Origin of the sequence: Pseudoalteromonas sp. SG41-5 (assembly GCF_014164495.1) — a bacterium.
Classification (GTDB): domain Bacteria; phylum Pseudomonadota; class Gammaproteobacteria; order Enterobacterales; family Alteromonadaceae; genus Pseudoalteromonas; species Pseudoalteromonas rhizosphaerae.
Genome location: NZ_JACJFH010000183.1, coordinates 1 through 3,390, shown reverse-complemented (window position 1 = coordinate 3,390; position 3,390 = coordinate 1). Strand labels below are relative to the sequence as shown.

Sequence of the window (3,390 nt, the reverse complement as noted above, 5' to 3'; positions counted from 1 at the left end):
ATCTTCAATCTTCAATCTTCAATCTTCAAAAAATTAATCGTCTTCGATGTTATCCAAACCTTTGGTGCCGTCTTTAGCTTTTAGTTTATGGTGGATTGCTGATTTTATTAGCATGTAACCGCTGATCGGTGCGGTGATCAATAAGAAAATTGAGATCAATAATTCTTTGACACTAACGCCATCTTGCGTGTTGCTAAAAAATATCATCGCGGCGATTAACATTCCAGCCATGCCAAGGGTTGTAGCTTTTGTAGGACCATGCAGACGCATAAAAAAGTCCGGCATTTTGATAAGGCCTATCGAGCCTATTAATATAAATGCACCACCGATTAATAATAATATAGAAACTATCCATTCACTGATCATGTTATTACCCTTTATTCGATGATGTCGCCACGTAACAAGTACTTACATACCGCTACTGTACTTACAAAGCCAAGCATCGCGATTAACAGTGCAGCTTCAAAATACAACCCTGTGCCCATACTCATACCGTATAAAATAATTAACGCTATGGTATTAATATACATAGTATCTAGCGCTAAAATGCGGTCAGGTACAGAAGGGCCTACCACCAAACGCCATAAGTTAAGCAGTAACGATAAACCAATCATTGCAAAAACAATTAAAAAGACCGTTTCTAACATTGAAATATCTCCTTAAGAGGTGCTTCGTAACGTTGTTTAATGGTGTCGATCAATGCTTGTTCGTCATCTAAATCTAATACATGAATAAGCAAATAACGCTGCGTTGGTTGCTCACCCTCAGCGAGAGATTCAGGTATCGGATATACCTCTGCACTTACGGTGCCCGGTGTGAGCGATACTGTGCTTGCCAAAATAGTTATAGGCATAGCATGACTGAGCTCTATTGGTACTTTTACAAACGCGGGACGCAGTTTTTTAACTGGCCCAAGAATAAGCAATGCGACTTGCATATTGGCGGTAATAATGTCGTACATCACGATGATTAACTGCTTTAGCGCTAAACCGGGCTTAATAATAAGCGGTTGTGGTTCGCGAAATGGAAAACTGACTAAAGGAATTAAAATAGCGAATATCACAGCCAACACTATATGACCTGCCGATACGCTGTTATTAAGTAGCAGCCATACGACAAACAATAATGCACTGCGAAAAGGTGTTGGTAACCAACGAAAACGTGATTCTAAACGCATTATAAGCCCCCTCCAAGTACCGTATTAATACCACCAGTAATATCATGCAATTGCGTAGCAGCAGCAATCATATATTCACTTACTGCGCCGCCAAAGATCACTAACAAAGGCGAACAAACTAATAAAGCAATTATTGCTGTGACCTGCAATGGATGTGCTTTTACTCCTCCAGTCGGTTCACTGTCTTGGTGTTTTCGTTCCCAAAATAAGGTAGTACCCGCTCGAGATAATGCGACCAATAATGCAAAGCTGGCAAGCAAGTAAACAGGCCAAAATAGCAATGCTTTTTCGCTATCTAAGGTGGTTTTTAAAATCCATATTTTACCCACAAACCCTGACAGTGGTGGCATGCCGACTACCGCTAAAGCAGCAATAATAAAGCACGTGCCTAATAAGTATGGTTGCGCTACGCCGCGTCCTGGCGCTAAACGATCCGCAACTTTACCACGCTGATGAGCAATCAGGTCGGCCACTAAAAATAAGGCCGCGCACACTAAGGTTGAATGCACTAAGTAATACAACAGCGCCGCTGTGGCATTAATGTTTTGTAATGCGACTAAGGCGACTAACGTCCCCACCGATACAATCACTAAATTAGCAGTGAGCTTGCGTAAATCTTGCGCGGCAACAACACCAATGGAGCCAACTATAATAGTTGCAACGGCCAAGCCCCACAACCAAGGTTGTGCCATGTGTGCAAGTTGCCCTGCTTCATCACCAAAGATAACGGTATAGACACGCAGCATTGCGTATACACCCACTTTAGTCATAATTGCGAATAACGCTGCCACCACAGGCATTGCACTAGCGTAAGTATTGGGTAACCATAAGTGCAGTGGTAACAATGCGCCTTTTAGCGCAAAAACAACCAGCAGTAATAACCCACCAATTTTTGCAAGGTAGACGTCATCGCCCTGTAACTGCGACACTTTTTGTGCCATATCGGCAATATTCAAGGTGCCTAATACACCATATAAAATACCCAGTGCAATCAAAAACACACTCGATCCAATCAGGTTTAAACTCACGTATTGAATGGCTGATCGCGTTTTGTGTTTATCACCGTCATGCATTAGTAATGAGTAGGAAGCAATTAACAGCACTTCAAAAAATACAAACAGGTTGAATAAATCCCCTGTTAAAAACGCACCGTTAACACCCAGCACCAAAAAGTGTACTAAAGGATGAAAAAAGCCCCCTTTTTCATCATCTCCCATACAGCTGTAAACAGTAACAGCCAAACCTAGAAATGACGTTAGTAACACCAGTAGGACTGACACTAAATCAGCAACCAGCACGATCCCAAATGGGGCTTGCCAGCCGCCGATGGCATACACAATAATGCCTGACTGGAAAACTTGCCATAATAATAGCGCACTGACGAAAGTGTTTAATAATGCCATGACTACAGAGGCAACACGACGAATAGGAATACTTTTCCCACAGGGAGGTAACAGTAAAATAATGCCGGCAAGCATAGGTAATAAAATTGGCCAAGAAGCTAAATGCTGGATCATTTGTGCTCCTTGTGTTCAATTTTACCTAAGTGACCATCTACATGATCATTGCCTAAATCAGCACGACCACGAATTGCCAAAATCACGACAAAGGCGGTCATTGCAAAACCAATTACAATGGCAGTCAAAACTAAAGCTTGCGGCAGCGGATCGGCATAGTCAGTGCCAGTACCAAGCACGACGGCTTTATTAATAGTTAAGCGCCCCGCAGAGAATAAAAATAAGTTCACTGCGTATGACAGCATCGTTAACCCTAATACTACCGGAAAAGTCCGTGCTCTTAGGATCAAGTACACCCCACAAGTCACCAGTACACCAACGCATGATGCGTATAACAGTTCCATTAAATATTTACCTCTTTCTTAGGTGTATCTGCGGTTAACTTACCTAGGCTTGCGAGTATCATTAAGGTCGCGCCGACTACGGTCATGTAAACACCTAAATCAAATACGATGGCACTGGCCAGTTCTACTTTGCCGATAAATGGCACATCAAAATATTCAAACCAAGTGGTTAGAAACGGTCGTCCAAATGCCCAACTTCCTAGCCCTGTTAACATTGCAATGGCGATACCCGAGGCAATGATCTTTCGATAGTTCACATCAAAGCGCTCAGAGATCCAAATTGAACCATGAGCCATATACTGCAAAATAAAGGCAATTGCAGTGACTAACCCGGCAATAAAGCCCCCACCAG

The 3,390-nt window shown here is 42.5% G+C and carries 6 protein-coding genes; all 6 read right to left on the bottom strand.

Features of this window, described 5'->3' with window-relative positions; translation table 11 throughout:
- Positions 1-33 precede the first annotated feature (33 nt).
- Complete coding sequence (locus H5232_RS22615) at positions 34-366, bottom strand: Na+/H+ antiporter subunit G (RefSeq protein WP_182718692.1); 333 nt, start codon at positions 364-366, stop codon at positions 34-36.
- 11 nt (positions 367-377) lie between these two features.
- Entirely contained in the window at positions 378-647 is a 270-nt protein-coding gene (locus H5232_RS22610) for a K+/H+ antiporter subunit F (protein WP_016707651.1), read from the bottom strand.
- Positions 641-1,177: a Na+/H+ antiporter subunit E gene (locus H5232_RS22605; RefSeq protein WP_145240454.1), complete on the bottom strand. Its 537-nt coding sequence runs from the start codon at positions 1,175-1,177 to the stop codon at positions 641-643. Before H5232_RS22605 ends, H5232_RS22610 begins: the two co-directional genes overlap by 7 nt.
- The gene (locus H5232_RS22600; protein ID WP_182831571.1) at positions 1,177-2,694 is read right to left on the bottom strand and encodes a monovalent cation/H+ antiporter subunit D; all 1,518 of its coding nucleotides are present in this window, start codon (positions 2,692-2,694) and stop codon (positions 1,177-1,179) included. The genes H5232_RS22605 and H5232_RS22600 overlap by 1 nt, the downstream gene beginning before the upstream one ends.
- The gene (locus H5232_RS22595; RefSeq protein ID WP_145240450.1) at positions 2,691-3,038 is read right to left on the bottom strand and encodes a Na+/H+ antiporter subunit C; all 348 of its coding nucleotides are present in this window, start codon (positions 3,036-3,038) and stop codon (positions 2,691-2,693) included. The genes H5232_RS22600 and H5232_RS22595 overlap by 4 nt, the downstream gene beginning before the upstream one ends.
- Positions 3,038-3,390: MnhB domain-containing protein (locus tag H5232_RS22590; RefSeq protein WP_310736902.1), on the bottom strand; the 353-nt coding region annotated here is incomplete at its 5' end. The genes H5232_RS22595 and H5232_RS22590, both read right to left, overlap by 1 nt.

Bases quoted from the DNA above. Each gene is read 5' to 3' on its own strand.
- H5232_RS22615 (WP_182718692.1), bottom strand. From the start codon at position 366: ATGATCAGTGAATGGATAGTTTCTATATTATTATTAATCGGTGGTGCA.
- H5232_RS22610 (WP_016707651.1), bottom strand. From the start codon at position 647: ATGTTAGAAACGGTCTTTTTAATTGTTTTTGCAATGATTGGTTTATCG.
- H5232_RS22605 (WP_145240454.1), bottom strand. From the start codon at position 1,177: ATGCGTTTAGAATCACGTTTTCGTTGGTTACCAACACCTTTTCGCAGT.
- H5232_RS22600 (WP_182831571.1), bottom strand. From the start codon at position 2,694: ATGATCCAGCATTTAGCTTCTTGGCCAATTTTATTACCTATGCTTGCC.
- H5232_RS22595 (WP_145240450.1), bottom strand. From the start codon at position 3,038: ATGGAACTGTTATACGCATCATGCGTTGGTGTACTGGTGACTTGTGGG.